15 protein-coding genes and 1 pseudogene are annotated in these 15,960 nt (G+C 43.0%); 10 read left to right on the forward strand and 6 right to left on the reverse strand.

The window, feature by feature from the left end; genetic code table 11:
* The first annotated feature begins 948 nt into the window (after positions 1-948).
* The 9 genes from V7K35_RS07110 (at position 949) to V7K35_RS29630 (ending at position 8,469) form a co-directional block, all read left to right on the forward strand.
* Positions 949-1,572 carry a (2Fe-2S)-binding protein gene (locus V7K35_RS07110; RefSeq protein WP_335077525.1) on the forward strand — a complete coding sequence of 208 codons (624 nt, stop codon included), beginning with the start codon at positions 949-951 and terminating at the stop codon, positions 1,570-1,572.
* Complete coding sequence (locus V7K35_RS07115) at positions 1,559-2,542, forward strand: FAD binding domain-containing protein (protein ID WP_335077527.1); 984 nt, start codon at positions 1,559-1,561, stop codon at positions 2,540-2,542. Before V7K35_RS07110 ends, V7K35_RS07115 begins: the two co-directional genes overlap by 14 nt.
* On the forward strand, positions 2,539-4,752 hold the full coding sequence (locus V7K35_RS07120) for a xanthine dehydrogenase family protein molybdopterin-binding subunit (protein ID WP_335077529.1): 2,214 nt from the start codon (positions 2,539-2,541) through the stop codon (positions 4,750-4,752). The genes V7K35_RS07115 and V7K35_RS07120 overlap by 4 nt, the downstream gene beginning before the upstream one ends.
* Before the next feature lie 20 nt (positions 4,753-4,772).
* Positions 4,773-4,904, forward strand: coding sequence for a hypothetical protein (locus V7K35_RS07125; protein WP_335077531.1), 132 nt, complete (start codon positions 4,773-4,775; stop codon positions 4,902-4,904).
* 154 nt (positions 4,905-5,058) lie between these two features.
* Positions 5,059-5,424 carry a hypothetical protein gene (locus tag V7K35_RS07130; protein ID WP_322699267.1) on the forward strand — a complete coding sequence of 122 codons (366 nt, stop codon included), beginning with the start codon at positions 5,059-5,061 and terminating at the stop codon, positions 5,422-5,424.
* Positions 5,425-5,554: 130 nt separating this feature from the next.
* Positions 5,555-5,944, forward strand: a complete 390-nt coding sequence (locus tag V7K35_RS07135) for a hypothetical protein (protein WP_335077534.1) — start codon at positions 5,555-5,557, stop codon at positions 5,942-5,944.
* 570 nt (positions 5,945-6,514) lie between these two features.
* Positions 6,515-6,940: a hypothetical protein gene (locus V7K35_RS07140; protein WP_335077536.1), complete on the forward strand. Its 426-nt coding sequence runs from the start codon at positions 6,515-6,517 to the stop codon at positions 6,938-6,940.
* A gap of 224 nt (positions 6,941-7,164) precedes the next feature.
* Positions 7,165-8,094: a cation diffusion facilitator family transporter gene (locus V7K35_RS07145; protein WP_335077538.1), complete on the forward strand. Its 930-nt coding sequence runs from the start codon at positions 7,165-7,167 to the stop codon at positions 8,092-8,094.
* A gap of 108 nt (positions 8,095-8,202) precedes the next feature.
* Positions 8,203-8,469, forward strand: a complete 267-nt coding sequence (locus tag V7K35_RS29630) for a MetQ/NlpA family ABC transporter substrate-binding protein (protein ID WP_442939698.1) — start codon at positions 8,203-8,205, stop codon at positions 8,467-8,469.
* Between the two features lie 301 nt (positions 8,470-8,770).
* Here V7K35_RS29630 and V7K35_RS07150 read toward each other — a convergent pair whose 3' ends face one another.
* The 5 genes and pseudogenes from V7K35_RS07150 to V7K35_RS07170 all read right to left on the reverse strand — a co-directional run bounded on the left by V7K35_RS07150 (position 8,771) and on the right by V7K35_RS07170 (position 11,848).
* Positions 8,771-9,112 (reverse strand): 4Fe-4S binding protein, encoded by a 342-nt coding sequence (locus V7K35_RS07150; protein WP_069074745.1) that lies wholly within the window; start codon positions 9,110-9,112, stop codon positions 8,771-8,773.
* A gap of 12 nt (positions 9,113-9,124) precedes the next feature.
* Positions 9,125-10,774: an FAD-binding protein gene (locus V7K35_RS07155; protein WP_335077542.1), complete on the reverse strand. Its 1,650-nt coding sequence runs from the start codon at positions 10,772-10,774 to the stop codon at positions 9,125-9,127.
* Positions 10,775-10,928: 154 nt separating this feature from the next.
* Positions 10,929-11,156, reverse strand: a pseudogene (locus V7K35_RS07160) (glutathione S-transferase family protein); the annotation flags it as partial.
* A 383-nt stretch (positions 11,157-11,539) separates the two neighbouring features.
* Entirely contained in the window at positions 11,540-11,683 is a 144-nt protein-coding gene (locus V7K35_RS07165) for a hypothetical protein (RefSeq protein WP_335077544.1), read from the reverse strand.
* A 48-nt stretch (positions 11,684-11,731) separates the two neighbouring features.
* Positions 11,732-11,848 carry a DUF433 domain-containing protein gene (locus V7K35_RS07170; RefSeq protein WP_335077546.1) on the reverse strand — a complete coding sequence of 39 codons (117 nt, stop codon included), beginning with the start codon at positions 11,846-11,848 and terminating at the stop codon, positions 11,732-11,734.
* Positions 11,849-12,094: 246 nt separating this feature from the next.
* Here V7K35_RS07170 and V7K35_RS07175 point away from each other — a divergent pair, with 246 nt between their 5' ends.
* Positions 12,095-14,401 carry an FAD/NAD(P)-binding protein gene (locus tag V7K35_RS07175; RefSeq protein ID WP_335077548.1) on the forward strand — a complete coding sequence of 769 codons (2,307 nt, stop codon included), beginning with the start codon at positions 12,095-12,097 and terminating at the stop codon, positions 14,399-14,401.
* 199 nt (positions 14,402-14,600) lie between these two features.
* On the opposite strand, the gene V7K35_RS07180 is transcribed toward V7K35_RS07175, so the two are convergent.
* Complete coding sequence (locus tag V7K35_RS07180; RefSeq protein ID WP_335077550.1) at positions 14,601-15,800, reverse strand: ATP-dependent nuclease; 1,200 nt, start codon at positions 15,798-15,800, stop codon at positions 14,601-14,603.
* Positions 15,801-15,960 lie beyond the last annotated feature (160 nt).

Raw genomic sequence — 15,960 nt, forward strand, 5'->3', positions numbered from 1 at the left:
GTAGTAATCGTCCACTGACCTTCTCCAGAATCAAACACCTGATGTAGAAGTTTTAGGTAATAACCCAAGTTGCGGGTTATCAGACAGAGGAATGCTTTTCACCCCAAGGTTCGTGCGATCGCACACGATAATAAGAGTGCGCTACGCGCACCGCAACTTAGACTTAATTAAAACAAGATATAGCAATTCTAAATGAGATAAAAACTTATGGTATTTTTATACTAAAGCTTTGATGACAGATTATACCGATGAATAACTTTTTACTATAACAACAAAAATCAGAGAGAATAACAATTTTAACAGATGAATTATTTATTGAGAAGTTTTTAGTGCCACATTTTTGGTCAGGAGCAGTATACATGAATTGATAATTTATCCGCACATAAACTAGATTAAATTATGCCCATGATAGAAGCTGTAGGTACGAAAGTTATTTGTTTATGCTTTTACTCTCCCGATTTTAATCCTATTGAATTATGGTGGTCACAACTTAAATCCTTTTTACGTAGTTTCACTCCAACTACAACAGAAATGGTTGATAAACTAATATCAGTTGCACTCGACTTAATAAATCCTCAACATTTAAGAAACTGGTTTGCTAGTTGCTGCAACTGCTCATAACAGCCGTAGATGCTATAATAAAGTTTAGAAAAATGATTATCTTGATAAAAGTTTATTAAAAATTAATAAAATTAATTAAATACTTACTAAGAAATTTAATTGTCTATAGAATAAAAATATTAGAAATTCTAAAACAAAATGAGAATTTTAGATAATACTTATGGCATAAATCTTCTGATAGAGAGACAATGACAAGATGAAATTGTATTCTGTTAATAATGTCATATTGAGGAAAATACTTGTAAAAAAAAGTGCTTTTTATAAAGGAAGTTAAGTCCAGAAAATTACCCAATATTATTACCAACAAAAACAGAGTGGAGTAAACAGATGAAATTTCGGCTAAGACGCCGTGGTTTTGGTAAATTGATGATCGTTAGCACAGTAGCGGCTACGATCAATAATTTTGTAGAGAAAGCTGTAGGACAAACTCAAGTCCAAAAAAGTACTCTAACGCCGCAAACTTCGACACCTGAAACTATGAAGGTGACGCTGCAAGTAAACGGAACAGCACACAATTTACAGATTGAACCACGTGTTACCTTACTTGATGCCCTGCGGGAATACATCGGGCTAACTGGTAGTAAAAAAGGTTGTGACCACGGTCAATGTGGTGCTTGTACAGTGCTGGTTGATGGGCAGCGGATTAATTCCTGCCTGACATTTGCGATCATGCACACCGACGCCACAATTACAACCATTGAAGGGCTGGAGCAAGGAAATAATCTGCACCCGATGCAAGCTGCGTTTATTGTCCGCGATGCATTCCAGTGTGGCTACTGCACACCAGGACAAATTTGTTCAGCAGTGGGTTTAGTTAACGAAGGACATGCTAAGTCAGATGGCGATATTCGTGAATTGATGAGCGGCAATATTTGCCGTTGTGGTGCTTATCCAAATATCGTGAATGCTGTTCGCGATGTTTTAGAAGGAAAAAAAGATGCAGCCGTTTAACTATAAAAAAGCAGGACAAACGGAAAATGCCGTGGCGTTGGTGGCTCCAGATAGTGAAGCCTCGTATCTTGCCGGTGGTACCAGCTTAATCGATTTGATGAAGCTGAATGTCCAGACACCAAGAGAGTTAGTTGACATTAATCCACTACCGCTAACCAAGATAGAAATGCAGGGCAACGGCGTGCGAATTGGCGCAATGGCACGTAATAGTGATGTTGCTTATAATGCGATGATTCAGGAGCGTTATCCTGTGCTGTCAGAAGCGTTGCTATCTGGGGCATCGCCACAACTGCGAAATATGGCAACGGTGGGCGGAAATTTGTTACAGCGTACCCGCTGCTACTACTTCCGCGACACTTCAATGCCATGCAATAAGCGTGTTCCAGGTTCAGGTTGTGCAGCAATTGAAGGTTACAACCGCATTCACGCGATTCTTGGCGGAAGCGATCGCTGTATTGCCACTCATCCTTCCGATATGGCGGTAGCAATGATCGCACTAGATGCAGTTGTGCAAACACGCGGCCCGAACGGAGAGCGCAGTATTCCCCTTGTAGATTTTCATCTCGTACCTGGCAATACACCCGAACGGGAAACAGTTTTACAACACGGGGAGTTAATTGTTGCCGTTGACTTGCCTGCTTCAAACTTTGCCAAGCGATCGCACTATTTAAAAGTCCGCGATCGCGCCTCCTATGCTTTTGCAATGACATCGGTGGCGGCGGCATTAGATGTCCAAAATGGCATCATTCGCGCTGCCCGTATTGCCTTGGGTGGAGTAGGAACAAAGCCCTGGCGTGCCTTTGAAGCGGAAAAAGTACTTTTGAATAAGCCCGCAAACCAGGCAACATTTCTTGCAGCAGCCACAGCAGCGATCGCTGGAGCTAAACCTCAAAAATACAACGGGTTTAAGGTCGAACTGGCTAAACGCACAATTGTTAAGGCGCTCTTCACGGTGGGAGGAATGGCATGAATACAGGAGATACAAATACAGTTGTCGGCAAACCGCTCAACCGAGTTGATGGACGGCTAAAGGTGACTGGCGGCGCACGCTATTCGGCTGAGTTTCCGGTAGCAAAAATGACTTATGGCGTAACAATTCAAAGCACGATCGCCAAAGGAAAGATAGCCAAAATTGATACAAAGGCGGCGGAACAAGTACCGGGCGTATTAGCAGTAATTACCCACCTCAACGCACCCAAGGCTTCTGGAGAAAAGGGCGGTGGTCGCAAGCTGCAAGTGCTACAAGATAACGTTGTCCTGTATAGCGGTCAGCACATTGGTGTCGTCGTTGCCGATACCTTTGAACGCGCGATGTATGCTGCCTCGCTGGTGCAAGTTCGCTATGACGAAGAGAAACCAACCATTAATATGCGGGACAATCTCGCTAAGGCATACTTGCCTAAAGGTAAAATCCCCAGAGAAGAGCCGCCCGATTTAGAGCACGGCAATGTCAACCAGGGACTAAAGGCTGCTGCTGTCCGTGTTGAGCAAACCTATACAACACCAATCGAAAATCACAATCCGATGGAGCCTCATGCCACAACAGCAGTTTGGCAAGGCGATCAACTGCTGCTGTATGATGCAACCCAAGGAATCTTTTCGGCTCAACAAAAAGTAGCAGGGGTATTGGGAATTGAGCCAGAGAAAGTCCGCGTTATGTCTTACTTTGTCGGCGGTGGCTTCGGTTGCAAAGGGTCGGCTTGGTCGCATGTGCCTCTAGCGGCGATGGCAGCACGGCAGGTTAAGCGCCCAGTGAAGTTAGTTTTAGGACGCATACAAATGTATGGGCCTGTCGGCTTCCGACCAGAGACAATTCAACAGGTTGCTCTAGGTGCAACCCGCGAGGGCAAATTAACCGCTCTGCGACACAGTGGCATTTCCCAGACTTCAACTTTCGATGAATTTATCGAACCTGTTGGTAAAAGCGCCCGGATGCTTTACGCTTGCCCAAATATCGAAACCAGCCACCATCTGGTGCAGCTCGATGAGGGTACACCAACCTTTATGCGTGCGCCTGGAGAAGCTTCTGGGTCGTTTGCCTTAGAATCGGCAATGGACGAACTAGCTTATGCACTGAATATCGATCCGGTAGAGTTGCGTCTGCGTAATCATGCTGATGTCGATCCCAGTAAAGGACTGCCCTGGTCGAGCAAGTCACTCATCCAGTGCTACAGATTAGGAGCAGAAAAGTTTGGTTGGCAAAAGCGCAATTCTAAGCCGCGTTCGATGCGAGATGGCAATTATTTGATTGGTTGGGGTATGGCGACAGCAACTTATCCTACCAACCGTTCCCCAGCATCAGCGATCGCTCGAATTATGGCAGACGGTACAGCCGTTGTGCAAAGTGGTTCGCAAGATATTGGCACGGGAACTTATACTGTAATGACTCAAGTTGCAGCTGAGGCGCTCGGTTTACCAGTTGACAAAGTTCGCTTTGAACTAGGTGATACTAAGATGCCAGAAACCCCTGTTTCCGGTGGTTCGCAAACAGCCGCTAGTGTCAGCTCGTCCGTGCATTTAGCGGGAAATCAAGCTCGCAGTCAACTTTTGCAACTAGCACTTGCCGATCAAAAATCGCCGCTTTATAGTTCAAAAGCTGAGGATGTGATTGCCGAAAATGGTAGCTTTTTCTTAAAAAATAAATCGTCTGCAACCGAAACATATCAGGCAATCTTGGCCCGGCATGGAATGAAAATGATCGAAGCGCGTGCAGATGCCAAACTCGGAGAGGAACAAAAGAAGTTCTCAATGCACGCATTTGGATCACAATTTGCCGAAGTCCGCGTTAATCCTGATTCTGGCGAAGTCAGAGTAACGCGCTGGGTAGGAACTTTTGGCGTTGGACGCATACTCAACGCTAAAACAGCCAACAGTCAACTCATCGGTGGGATTGTCTACGGTATTGGTATGGCACTGATGGAACACACAGTAACAGACCCCAATCTCGGACGCGTTGTCAACCACGATTTAGCTGAGTATCACGTACCAGTGAATGCAGACGTTCCTGATATTCAGGTGTTGTTTGTTGATGAACACGATCCACATATCAACCCGCTTGGTGTCAAAGGAATTGGCGAAATTGGGATTACCGGCACGGCGGCGGCGATCGCTAACGCTGTCTATCATGCCACAGGTAAGCGCATCCGTGATTTGCCAATTACATTAGACAAGGTGCTGTAGATATTGCGATTGCCGAAACGATGAAAGTTCAATCATCCGATCGGCGATCGCTAATTTCCAAACTCAATTACAGCTATTTTCAGGTAAATAAACCACGCGGTAGGGGCACAGCATTGCTGTGCCCTTACAACAGATGTGCTTTAAATACATGAAAATTACTGTAAGTTGATTAACTTGCGATCGCATTGTCGGTCGATACAATCACATTATCGGTCGGTACAATCACTTTTTAACTCTGTTTGCTGTGGGCCACTTTGTAGCAATGTGCTATAAATTGATAGAGCTTAAATCAGGATTACTACAGACATGGATTTATCTGTGCTGGCTTTGCAAGCTGTGAATATAGTACTTTATGCACTTGATAAAGCTACAGGTGGTGCTTTAGAGAAAGCTGGAACAGATGTCTTAGATTTCTTGAAAGCAAGATTTCAAGGGAGACTTCAGCTTGAGAAGGCTAAACAAGAACCAAAGCTTTTAGAAGCTGCGCTTGTAAGTGAAGCTGAATCTGACAAGACATTTCAAGAGGATTTAGAAAGACTAGTTACTCAGTACCAGCAGATACAGAATACCTCTAATGTCTCTCAGAATACTCAATCAGGTGTAAACCTCAACGTTAATAACAATCCTGGTACAGTTATAGGTCAACAAATAGGTAAGCAACTTTTTCGTTAATCAGTTTTACTTTGACCTACAAAGTTCAGACCTGGAAGACAATAGAAACTTACTTAAGAGGTTTTGCAACTACGTTAAAGTAGTCGTATTTCTGATAGGCTCTCTAGTTTTCTGGGTTTTATTTGGGTGGTTGGCTGACTATTCTTTTCCTTTTGGTCAAGTCTTAGAGTTATTGCTTGCTTGTTTTAAAGGTACTATTTCAGCAAGGATTAACAGCTTACAACAAAAGTTGCAAAAAACAGATATATTCTCTCAACCAGATAATCAACAGCAAGTTCAAAAGCTGAATAAGTTAGAGTCTCAAGCTTGGCTTTACGAAGGGGTCTTAGAACGTTTTGGTGAAGCTCCTACTGCAAATCGTGGAAAAATTGCAAGGACACTTGAGGCATTAGAGTATAAACGAAGCGAAATTATCCAAGAATTAGAACCTAGAAAACCTAAGAGATACCAAGTTTTTGCAGGTATACAGAATGTTGTTCGTTCTCTTTTAGCTAGTCAGGCTGAAAAGGATTATGAATGACTCGATAAAATTGTAACTAATCTAGTTCTTTTTGCAAGAAGCAAGCAACCCTCAGAATTTATTCTTTCAGAAGTAATTGAAAGAATAGCTGTAGAAATAGCACAAAACGCTAATCAGATTAGTCCATATCGTCTTCGTCTTGCTTATAAAATTGATGATTTAATCAAGGTTTTATCAGCAAAACTGGTTTTAGGATCTGACAGGTCTAGAACTGATAGTAGTTATCAAGCACTCATTAACGAGTTACGTTCTCGAATCAATCTTTTATCTGAGCAATTTAACAGTTTACTTAGAAGTAGACAAGAGAATACTAACGAGTTAAATAAGCGTGTACAGGAAATTTCTAATCTTACTAAAAATATCTCTGCTCTACATAAAGCTATATCTGAGCGTGATACTGATATAGCTATTTTACGAAAGAACACCCAAAATTTAACAGAGTTAGCTCAAAAAAAACAAGCTCAAATAGATAGCTTACAAAATTCAATATCTAATTTACAAAGAGATATTCAAAATTCTAGAGAGATTGAGCGACAAAAACAAGCTCAAGTTAGTAACTTACAAAATAAATTGTCTCAACTGAATCAAGAAAAATCAGATTTACATAAAAGAATTCAAGATATCGTTAATTACGCCCGAAGTAAGGAATCTGACGCTGAGAACTTACAAAGCGAAAAATCTCAATTGAATTCTCAAAAATCAGAGTTGCAACTACAATACCAGACACTATCTCAACACTATCAGCAGCAACAAAATGAAATAGCTAGCTTAAGGGAACAAATAGAAAATCTTTCCCAGACTAATCGAGCGCAATCTACTAGCTCCGCCGATAAAACACCACAAGCATCTGTTAAACGAGTTGCGACCAATGAAACAGTTTCAGTAAAAGAATATCAGAATATTTCTAATAAAAACGATTATGAATATGTTGATGCCTATACTAGAAAAGATGGAACCCCTGTAAGAGGATACTACAGAAGGAAACGTAATAGATAAGCTTCTTGATTATCCTGAAGTATACGATCAGCTATAGAACAGCGCGATCGCATCTCTCATCAACTGCAACGCCGAAACGATGAAAGTTCAATCATCCGATCGGCGATCGCAATGATATCCTGTAGTTTCTTTTACCAATCAGTAGAAGTCTCAGGGCTGATGACGATTAAAGTTAAATTTGGTACTGTTAGCTCGGAATCACTGTAGTTACCTCCGTGACCGAGATGAGTAGTCGAACAGCCCGCTCCTATGCTTTCTTGTCGATTGCAGCGGCAATTGTCACTATTGCCCTAAAGTTTGGCGCTTACCTGCTAACCGGATCAGTAGGTTTACTTTCAGATGCTATTGAGTCAATTGTAAATCTCGTAGCAGCATTGGTCGCTCTATGGGCATTGACTTATGCTGATAAACCAGCCGATACCAAACACGCCTTTGGGCATTCTAAAGCCGAATACTTCTCCAGTGGTGCAGAAGGTGCGTTGATTGTAGTGGCAGCGATTAGCATTGCTGTTGAATCCTGGGGACACTTGTTACATCCAGAACCATTAACACAGCTAGGATTGGGGTTGGCACTCTCCTTATTTGCTACCGCAATCAACGGCGTTGTTGCCTTTATCTTGCTACGAGCAGGGCGACGATTGCGTTCTATTACACTGAGGGCTGATGCTCACCACCTATTTACTGATGTGGTAACTTCGGGTGGTGTGGTAATTGGAATCTTCCTCGTCAAAGTAACAGGCGCTCTCGTGCTTGATCCAATTGTTGCACTGATAGTAGCAGCAAATATTACTTGGACAGGATTTCGTTTGCTGCGGGAAACCGGTAGCGCGTTACTGGATGCAGCTTTGCCTAAAGAAGAAATTGACGCAATCAAGAGCATCCTTAACGAGTATAAACATCAGGATATTCAGTTCCATGCCTTGCGAACCCGCACTGCTGGAACCCGCCGCTTTGTTTCCTTTCATGTTCTTGTGCCTGGATCTTGGACAGTGCAACAAGGGCATGATTTATGCGAGGCAATTGAGCTTGCTATTCTTCGGGTGCTGCCTTCAACCCACGTCACAACTCATCTGGAACCTGTAGAAGATCCAGTTTCTTGGGAAGATTTGGAGTTGGAGCGTCCGAGCAATCAGCAAATGCAAGATATGAGATAACAGTAGGGGATCTTGGCCAAGATCCCCTACAAATGTAAAAATAATTTTGGATAATTTATTTTTTGTCAGTCCCTTAATTACTGCCGTTGAGCTTTAAGGAATCGTACGATCACATCTCTTCTTTTTGCTAGTTGTACATCCTCTCAAAATCAATCTACCAGCACACCAACAAGTCAGAATGTATCAGCCTCACAACAAACTAACAAAGTTAAAGTAGGAGTCTGGTCTGTAATTGCGGAAGATATTTTAAAGTTTATTCAAAAAGAACTAGCCCCCAGTCAGGGTTTAGAGATTCAGATTGTCCAACTTAGCGATTGGGTGCAAGTCAACACCGCATTAAAAAGTGGAGAAATTGATGCTAAACCTCATCTATAGCAAGGGACTAGGGACTGGGGACTGGGGACTGGGTGAAAAGCCTTTTTGTGTCTAAGTTTTATCATCTGTTAATGTCCTAACCACCTTGGCTGTTGCTATATCTTGAAAACTGGAGTTTTCCTAGAAAACATATTACTGTGAATAAGTGAGTGTAGAGACTGAAACAGGGATGCTCAAAGTAGAATGGGATCGTTGGAATGAAAGGTTCACCCTCAACATTAGTGTCTTCTAAGTTATAGCCACCTTTGACACCAAAAACTTTTAAAGTACTGAATAAAAGCCCACTCCCCAAACACCCAAATTAACTTTGATAAGGACGTGGCAGTTGACGCAGCTTATGAGCCGTATCCAATTCACTATTGTTTTTTCTGCCATATCCCCAACCCAGAAGGCGACGATATTCACCCATGATGTCACTTTCAATTAAATCATCCTCATTGACTGCAACATTGGTATGAGATTCGGGGGCAACATAGAGCGCATCCGCAGGGCAATAGGCCTCACACATGAAACAAGTTTGACAGTCTTCCTTGCGGGCGATCGCGGGTGGCTGGTTGGGTACGGAGTCAAAGACATTGGTAGGACACACTTGGACGCACAAATTGCAATTGATACAGAGTTTATGGCTGACAAGCTCGATCATGACATGCTCCTGCTACAACTTTGATACAGAGGGTGTGGTTTGAGTGGTTTGTACTGGTGGTGTAGCGATTGTATCTGTAATCCAATCACGCCTCACCCAAAGCTTATCCAAACCTCCTGTTGCTTGGTAATAACGCTGATTTGGATCGGTTTCGGGATAGTCCACACGAATATGTTCGCTGCGCGTTTCCTTGCGATGTAACGCGCTAAAATATGCCCATCGTGCTACAGCCGTCAGAGCAGCCGCTCGCCGAGAAAATTCTACATCGCGCACTGTATCTTGTTTTGGGTTCCCTTGTACTTGCTGCCACAGCGTTTCTAATTTAGCGAGAGAATCCAAAAGTCCCTGCTCAGAACGCAAGTAATTCTTCTCCAACGGGAACATCTGGGCTTGTACACCATGCACGATCGCCTCACTATCGAATGTTTCAGAAGTGGGTGAGGGTGATGATGGCAATCCTACTTTACCAGCAGGACGCGCAACCCGTTCATTTGCATGAACACCCAGACTCTTAGCAAAGTCCGCTGCTCCAACTCCTGCCCATTGCCCTGTGGAGATTGCCCAGGCAGCATTAGGGCCACCACCCCCAGAAGCTAAACCGGCTAAAAACTCCCGCGATGCTGCATCACCAGCAGCGTAAAGGCCAGAAACTTTTGTAGCGCAATTATCATTCACAATCCGAATCCCACCTGTACCACGGACTGTACCCTCTAAAACAAGTGTCACAGGCACTCGTTCTGTATAGGGGTCAATACCAGCTTTTGTATAGGGTAGAAAAGCGATGAAATGAGACTTTTCAACCACTGCTTTAACTTCAGGCGTGGCTCGATCCAAACGAGCATAAACGGGGCCTTTCAGGAGGGCATTAGGGAGAAACGATGGATCGCGACGACCATTGATATAGCCACCCAGATCATTGCCTGCTTCATCGGTATAACTAGCCCAGCCAAAGGGAACACCCCTGGTTACAGTCGCATTGAAAGCCGTCGAAATGGCATAGTGATTAGAAGCTTCCATACTAGAAAGTTCGCCACCAGCTTCCACTGCCATCAACAGTCCATCACCTGTATTGGTATTACAACCTAATGCTTTACTCAAGAATGCACAACCGCCATTCGCGAAGACTACTGCACCAGCACGAACGGTATAAGTACGATGATGCTGCCTCTGCACACCTCTTGCTCCAGCTACTGAGCCGTCGTCAGCCAATAAAAGCTCTAAAGCCGGACTTTGATCAAGAATCTGCACACCAACACGCAAAAGGTTTTTGCGAAGTACCCGCATATATTCAGGGCCATAATAACTCTCACGCACAGATTCCCCATCTTCTTTGGGGAAACGATAGCCCCAACTTTCCACTAAGGGCAAACTCAGCCAAGTTTTTTCAATAACACGCTCGATCCAACGTGAGTTAGCGAGGTTTTTTCCTGCGCGATAACGCTCCGATAAAACTTTGTCCCAATCTTCTGGAGAAGGAGCCATAATGCCGTTACCACTAGCAGCAGCTGCGCCACTTGTACCCAGAAAACCTTTATCAACAATGATGACTTTGACTCCTTGGGATGCGGCTGCCCAGGCTGCCCAGGCTGCGGCAGGGCCACCACCAATTACCAGTACATCAGCAGTCAATTGTAGTTCATTTTCACTATGGACTGTTAGCAATTCCCTTCCCTCAATAAAGTCTCCAAAGTACAGCAGAATTCAGGAGCAAAGCCGGAGACGCTCCGCCTCCGGTCAGAATTCAGAAACGCTCCGACTTTTCGCTGCGTCTGTGCATAAAGCAAATTCATTCATACATTCAGCAACGCATACAAAATTAATAAACAGAAGTCAACAATTTATCGATTGCAGCCCGAAACGCCGTTGCTGCACCAGCACTCATATCACGAGGGGCGCAGATGCGATTTCTCAAATATGCCAAAGCGATCGCCCCCACAGCAGTGAAGATGGGATCAACACTACTATTTTTACCACCAGTCCTTCCACCCGGTAAAGTTGCACCATTGCCATGAATGAGATAATCGGCTAGTTGTCGCAGGTTGTAAAGGTCGTGCCATTCATACCAATCTTTTGGCATATGCACACTGTGTAATTATAAAATACGGTTAATTTATCGAATAACTGTAGTTAATGAATGAAGGCATACTATCACAGACATTTATATAAAATCAAGTTTTATTTCGTAGTCATAATGCATGAAATATGAATGAACAGGAGAAGTGGAACTATATCAACACGTTAGAAGACGAGTTACTTCTGGTCAACTTTTTTTGCTAAATAGGACTTACGCACACTCTACGAATTCTCGGCGCTCTTGGCGTCTTGGCGGTTCGATAAATTAAGCGAAGTTGGCAATTTTTGCGTAAGTCCTACTAAAGATGCTGAATTAGCGTTCTGTTCTAGAGCTAATTTAGCTGCTATTGAGTCTCATTTGAGGTATGCATAACAACTGTGGTGCAGTCTCCGTGCATCTCTTACGGTTACAGCATCAAAGCCTCTAGCTTTTAGCAAATCCGCTACCAAAACGTTGATATCCTCATCTAAGTACAAGTGAATGAACAAGTTACTCATAAATCTCGCACCAACGGATCAATCAATTCATCAGGGATGCGATCGCATTCAATAATAAGCATTAATTTCATCTTGGCGATCGCTGTAATAACTCAACGCATCAAACACTTGTGCTAGGGTTAGATGAGGCAAACCTTGGGGAATTTCTTCAGGAGAGACACCCATCCGCCAAGTTTGGGCGATGTGCCTTCAATCCTTTCATAACAATTTTTTGGCACAAGGGATAATTACTATGTAATCCAAACTACGGTTAATTTATAAATTAAATGTAGTTAATGTCTGAAAGCATGGTATTATAAGACTTTAGATGTAATAAAGTCTTAATTCTTTTAGCTGGGTTGAAAATGCGTTTAATCCTAGTAGATAAACTTGATGAAATAGGCGTAACTATTGATTCTAATTAAGACCGCCATGAATCCGAGTATTTTAACTGCCCAGACTTCAACCATGATCGCAATTGTTGGCGGAGGTTTTAGTGGTTCTCTAGTCGCTACCCACCTATTGAAAACTGCCAGTCAACCCCTCACCATTAAGCTGATTGAGCGCAGCGATCAAATTGGCAAGGGAATTGCCTACAGCACAGATACCAACTGTCATTTGCTGAATGTATCGGCAGGCAACATGAGTGCATTTGCCCACGATCCAGGGCATTTGTTACGTTGGCTTCAGCACAACCGCGATGAGTTGACAGCATTTTTTTCAGAAGAAGTCAATGCCAGTACCTTCATACCTCGTAAGGTCTATGGTTTATACATTAAATCGGTTTTAGCAGAAGCAGAAGCCACAGCACCCAGTGATGTGCAACTAGAACGCTTCACCGATGAAGTGGTAGGAGTACAGCCTGAAGAAAAAGGCGTAATGATTTCTCTGCGTAGTGGTCGCTGTTTTGCCGCAGACAGAGTTGTGTTGGCATTGGGCAATTCACCTTCTGCACCCCCCGCCATACAAAACCCAAACAGTAATGATGATTATCTGCGAAACGCTTGGTCAGCCGATGCCCTAGCAGACCTTGATGCTGATGCACCTGTGCTGCTAATTGGTACGGGACTGACGATGGTGGATATGGTTTTATCTCTGAGCGATCGCCAACATCGGGGTAAAATTTATGCTGTGTCCCGACGAGGATTATTTCCCCTCAAACATCAAGCGGCTCAACCTTATGCCTGCTTCTTGACGCTAGAAAATTCACCAAAAAGTGTACGCGACTGGTTACGTCGGCTGCGTGTCGAGGTGGAAGTTGCGGCTACTCAAGGCTACGACTGGCGAGCAGTAATTGATTCTCTGCGTCCCATGATCCAGAAAATCTGGCAAAAACTACCAATCGGCGAACAGCAACGTTTTTTGCGTCATTTGACACCCTATTGGGACGTGCATCGTCACCGCATTGCCCCAAAAGTGGCGGATGTTGTCACTGAAATGCTAGATTCTGGTCAACTCACCATTGCCGCAGGGCGGATTCGGGAATATCAAGCTTTGCCGGACGGTGTGGCTGTAACCGTGTGCTGGCGCAAAACCCAAACTAATGATATCTTGCACGTCAGCCGGGTAGTTAATTGTACAGGGGTAGCAGCAGATTATCGGCGATCGCCTCATCCTCTAATTACTGATTTGCGATCACAGAAATTAATTCGCCCCAATGCCATCGGTTTAGGACTAGATACAGATACCCACGGTGCTTTATATGCAGCAGATGGTAATGTTTCGACGCTGTTTTATACCTTGGGAACTCCCCGCAAAGGCGACTTGTGGGAAACTATTGCCGTTCCAGAATTACGGGGACAGGCGCAGGAATTATCAAAGGCGTTGTTGCAGTCGCTACCAGTGCGTGTGCGTCCTATTCCGACGATGCCTTTGTTTAGCAATGTCAGTGCAGAGATACCGCAGTCAACTTTCCTATTTCGGCAATTTTTTGACCCTGAAACTAGTAGTTATACTTACTTAATTGGCGATCGGCAGACAGGAGATGCTATTCTAGTCGATCCTGTATTAGAGCAAGTTGACCGCGATTTGCAATCATTGAATGAATTGGGATTAAAGCTACGCTACTGTCTAGAAACTCACCTCCATGCCGATCACATTACAGGGGCAGGCAAACTCAGGCAACAAACAGGCGCTCAGGTGATCGTTCCCCAAAATCCTGCTGTGACAAAAGCCGATCGCTCCCTTGTCGGTGGCGAAATCCTAGAGGTGGGATCGGTAATCATCGAAACAATTTCCACACCAGGACACACCGCCAGTCATATAGCATATTTGGTGAACAAAAGCCATCTGTTAACTGGTGATGCCTTGTTTATTCGTGGTTGTGGACGCACAGATTTTCAGGGAGGCGATGCTGGAACTCTATACGATGTAGTGACACAACGCTTATTCACCTTGCCAGATGATACCTTAGTATATCCTGCCCATGACTATAAAGGGCGTACAGTTTCCACCATTGGCGAAGAAAAGCGGCTTAATCCCAGATTTAGTGATTCCTACGGAGCGCTGCGCGATCGCAGCCGTAGTCAATTCATTACCATCATGAATAATCTCAAATTGAGTTATCCCCAAAAGATGAATGCAGCTGTACCTGCGAATGAATACTGTGGTGATTTTATTGCTCAAGAAAGCTTAGACTCAGCTACGAGTTCGGCAACAGATGAAGAACAGAAACAAATAGAACTCACAGTCATGACTAATACAGAAATCTACAATGATTATTTTGCTATGTATATCTAGAGCAGGGTGAAAATCAAAATTTTTCCACCCAGGGACGCAATTCCACTTCCCAAGTCCAAGCATTGCGAGGTTGGCGGAGAATGTTCAAATAAGTTTGAGCGAGCTTAGGAGCAGAAGCAAGCGGCTTTCAGGTAAAATCTATTGGTTTTCCTTATCTCGCCAACAGTATCCGTATCTCGACAAAACCCCAAGTATATCCTTACTCCTCCTTACACAAACTTTTAATAAAATCTCCTAAGTCTGTCCCTTCTAATTCATCAAGGGTCATCTCTCTAGCTATTTTCCAATTTTCTGCTTTACCCCAACCTGGCACGTCTGCTAGTTTTTCATAGGGTTGAAGTTTTTGAAAATTAGAGCCTTTAACTAACTTTACTGCTCTGTCTGAAAAGTAGTTTTCAATAGCCCGGCGCTCAAGGGCATGGGGTAAAATTCCGATTCTTTGGCACGTATCTAAAAAAGCTTGTCTTTTAGACTCCAATTTTTCATCAGGGGATTTACGCTCACTGTCAATCAGTACAGAAATTTTATTGGAAATCCTCTTAATTTCTACAAGTTCAGGTTCAGACGAATCATTGATTAGGGAGCTTCCACCCAAAGGTAAAAGCACGATTTCATGGTCTTTTTTATATTTGCGAAGGAACTGCTGAATAGTTTTAATTTCTGTGGGCCCTTCAACAAGTAAAATTTTATTAAAACCCAATTCTTTGTACGTTGAAAAGCTAAGTTCTCCCAGTAATTCCGATAAATGTGGATTTTTTTCGTATTCTCTAACTTCGCTCCCATCATTGCTTTTACGAACTGTGTAGATTTGCTCGGCACTTGATCGTGCTAACCCAATACTGTGTGTAGCAAATAAAACTCCTTTTTTAGCATAATTACCAAGTGTTGTTAGAAAATCAAGTTGGAGTAAGGGATTAAGATTTAGTTCTGGTTCGTCAATAAGAATGTAGGATGGTTCTTCTACAGCTACATTTGCAAGAACTATAAAGAACTGAGCCAGTCCAGAACCAAGTTCTGAAAGCGTGTAAGGGTTTCCATCTATAAACATTTTAATGGTTTGATCATCATCTGAAGAATTAATCTCCAGATTATTGAATTCAAAAATATGTTTAATATCTTCAGTTATTAAAAGACTAATTCTGTTATTTTCTCTAGAAGAACCTGTTTTAAATCTTCGCCATTGCTGTATAAAAGCTCGTCCTATTTTTATATCAAAATAATTAAAGTACTGCTGATCTATGCTTTTCATAAAACCAGGATCTAAAATTGGTATAAGACTAAGTGCATTTCTAAATGGCCCAATATAAATAGTTTTACTTAAATCTCTAAAAATTTCAATAATATAAGAAATATCAACTATATTCTCCCTATTATTCTGCAAGTGTGTATTATAAATCATCCAATTACTGTCAGTTTTTAATAATTTATTTAAAGAATAAATTTTAACAGTATATGACGTAGTTCTAGAAGTGCGAGTCGTTGGCTAGAAACTAAGACCTATATAGGTCTGGAGGATTAGCCGCAAGGTAGTGAACCTTGACAACTGAGTGACCATGTAG

This window comes from Nostoc sp., assembly GCF_036917275.1.
Classification (GTDB): domain Bacteria; phylum Cyanobacteriota; class Cyanobacteriia; order Cyanobacteriales; family Nostocaceae; genus Nostoc.

Bases quoted from the DNA above. Each gene is read 5' to 3' on its own strand.
- V7K35_RS07110 (WP_335077525.1), top strand. From the start codon at position 949: ATGAAATTTCGGCTAAGACGCCGTGGTTTTGGTAAATTGATGATCGTT.
- V7K35_RS07115 (WP_335077527.1), top strand. From the start codon at position 1,559: ATGCAGCCGTTTAACTATAAAAAAGCAGGACAAACGGAAAATGCCGTG.
- V7K35_RS07120 (WP_335077529.1), top strand. From the start codon at position 2,539: ATGAATACAGGAGATACAAATACAGTTGTCGGCAAACCGCTCAACCGA.
- V7K35_RS07125 (WP_335077531.1), top strand. From the start codon at position 4,773: ATGAAAGTTCAATCATCCGATCGGCGATCGCTAATTTCCAAACTCAAT.
- V7K35_RS07130 (WP_322699267.1), top strand. From the start codon at position 5,059: ATGGATTTATCTGTGCTGGCTTTGCAAGCTGTGAATATAGTACTTTAT.
- V7K35_RS07145 (WP_335077538.1), top strand. From the start codon at position 7,165: ATGAGTAGTCGAACAGCCCGCTCCTATGCTTTCTTGTCGATTGCAGCG.
- V7K35_RS07150 (WP_069074745.1), bottom strand. From the start codon at position 9,112: ATGATCGAGCTTGTCAGCCATAAACTCTGTATCAATTGCAATTTGTGC.
- V7K35_RS07165 (WP_335077544.1), bottom strand. From the start codon at position 11,683: ATGAGTAACTTGTTCATTCACTTGTACTTAGATGAGGATATCAACGTT.
- V7K35_RS07170 (WP_335077546.1), bottom strand. From the start codon at position 11,848: ATGGGTGTCTCTCCTGAAGAAATTCCCCAAGGTTTGCCTCATCTAACC.
- V7K35_RS07175 (WP_335077548.1), top strand. From the start codon at position 12,095: ATGAATCCGAGTATTTTAACTGCCCAGACTTCAACCATGATCGCAATT.
- V7K35_RS07180 (WP_335077550.1), bottom strand. From the start codon at position 15,800: ATGATTTATAATACACACTTGCAGAATAATAGGGAGAATATAGTTGAT.